The 1,623-nt window shown below is 75.0% G+C and carries 2 protein-coding genes; both read left to right on the top strand.

The window, feature by feature from the left end:
* The first annotated feature begins 24 nt into the window (after positions 1-24).
* Positions 25-687 carry a futalosine hydrolase gene (locus ACFWZ5_RS46370; RefSeq protein WP_384804535.1) on the top strand — a complete coding sequence of 221 codons (663 nt, stop codon included), beginning with the start codon at positions 25-27 and terminating at the stop codon, positions 685-687.
* On the top strand, positions 680-1,537 hold the full coding sequence (locus ACFWZ5_RS46365) for a 1,4-dihydroxy-6-naphthoate synthase (protein WP_384804537.1): 858 nt from the start codon (positions 680-682) through the stop codon (positions 1,535-1,537). Before ACFWZ5_RS46370 ends, ACFWZ5_RS46365 begins: the two co-directional genes overlap by 8 nt.
* Positions 1,538-1,623 lie beyond the last annotated feature (86 nt).

Below are 1,623 nucleotides of genomic sequence, written 5' to 3'. Positions count from 1 at the left end.
GCCGGACGGCGCCCGCGCGTCCGGGTGGCCACCGCGGTCCCCGCCGAGCGGGACGCGGTGGCCTCCGGTCTGCCCGGGGACGGCCCCACCGGCCCCCGCATAGACGTCCTCGCCGCGGGTGTCGGACCGGCCGCGGCAGCCGCGGCGACCGCGGCGGCCCTGGCGGCGGCCGCCGCCGACGGCGACCCCTACGACCTCGTGGTCTCGGCCGGCATCGGCGGCGGCTTCCAGCCCGCCGCCCCCGTGGGCTCCCTCGTCGTCGCCGACGCGATCACCGCCGCCGACCTGGGCGCCGAGACCCCCGACGGATTCGTCCCGGTCACCGGCCTCGGCTTCGGGCGCGACAGCCACGAGCCGCCCGCGTCCCTCGTACGCGCTCTCGCCGCCGCCACCGGTGCCGCGACCGGCACCGTCCTGACCGTGTCCACGGTGACGGGCTCCGCCGAGCGCACCGCCGAGCTGAGCGGCCGTCATCCGCGGGCGCTCGCGGAGGCGATGGAGGGGTTCGGCGTCGCCGAGGCCGCGGCGGCCGTCGGCGGCCTGCCGGTCCTCGAAGTGCGCGCCGTGTCGAACGCGGTGGGGCCGCGCGACCGTGACGCCTGGCGCATCGGGGCCGCGCTCGCCGCGCTGACGTCCGCGTTCGGGAAGTTCCCACACGTGGTGGAGGGTTGGAACAGGCATGACTGAATACCCCGACCGCCCCTTGCGGATCGCGTACTCCCCCTGCCCGAACGACACGTTCGTCTTCGACGCCTGGGCCCACGGCCGCGTGCCGGGCGCGCCCACGCTCGACGTGACGTTCGCGGACATCGACATCACCAACGGCATGGCCGAGCGCGGCGAGTTCGACGTCCTGAAGGTGTCGTACGCCGTCCTGCCGTACGTCCTCGACGAGTACGCGCTGCTGCCGTGCGGGGGTGCCCTCGGGCGGGGCTGCGGGCCGCTGGTGCTCACCCGGGAGCCGGGGGTCGACCTCACCGGGAAGACCGTCGCCGTGCCGAGCGAGAAGTCGACCGCCTATCTGCTGTTCCGGCTGTGGGCCGCCGACGTGGTGCCCGGCGGGGTCGGCGAGATCGTGGTCCTCCCCTTCGACCAGATCATGCCCGCGGTGCGGGACGGGAAGGTCGACGCGGGTCTCGTCATCCACGAGGCGCGGTTCACGTACCAGCGGTACGGGCTGCACAAGCTCGCCGACATGGGTGAGCACTGGGAGGCCACGACGGGCCTGCCGATCCCGCTCGGCGCAATCATCGCCAAGCGGGCGTTGGGGGATGACGTGTTGCGGAGGCTCGCGGGCGCCGCGCGGGCGTCCGTGCGGATGGCGTGGGACGAGCCCGAGGTGTCCCGGCCGTATGTCCTGGAGCATGCGCAGGAGATGGATCCCGCCGTTGCCGATCAGCACATCGGTCTGTACGTGAACGAGTTCACGGCGGATCTGGGTGAGGACGGTTACGCGGCCGTCCGCGGGCTGCTCACGCGGGCGGCGGCGGAGGGCCTTGTCCCGGCGCTGGCGCCGGGCGCGCTGGCGTTCGCCTGAGCTCCGGGGGTCCCTCGCGGGGCGCCCCAGACCCGCCCCTTCCCGACCTGGGGCTCCGCCCCAGACCCCGCTCCTCAAACGCCGGA

This window comes from Streptomyces sp. NPDC059003 (genome assembly GCF_042740445.1).
Lineage (GTDB): Bacteria > Actinomycetota > Actinomycetes > Streptomycetales > Streptomycetaceae > Streptomyces.
Note: the sequence above shows the minus strand (reverse complement) of the source record. Positions and strands in the feature narration are given on the sequence as shown.

Bases quoted from the DNA above. Each gene is read 5' to 3' on its own strand.
- ACFWZ5_RS46365 (WP_384804537.1), top strand. From the start codon at position 680: ATGACTGAATACCCCGACCGCCCCTTGCGGATCGCGTACTCCCCCTGC.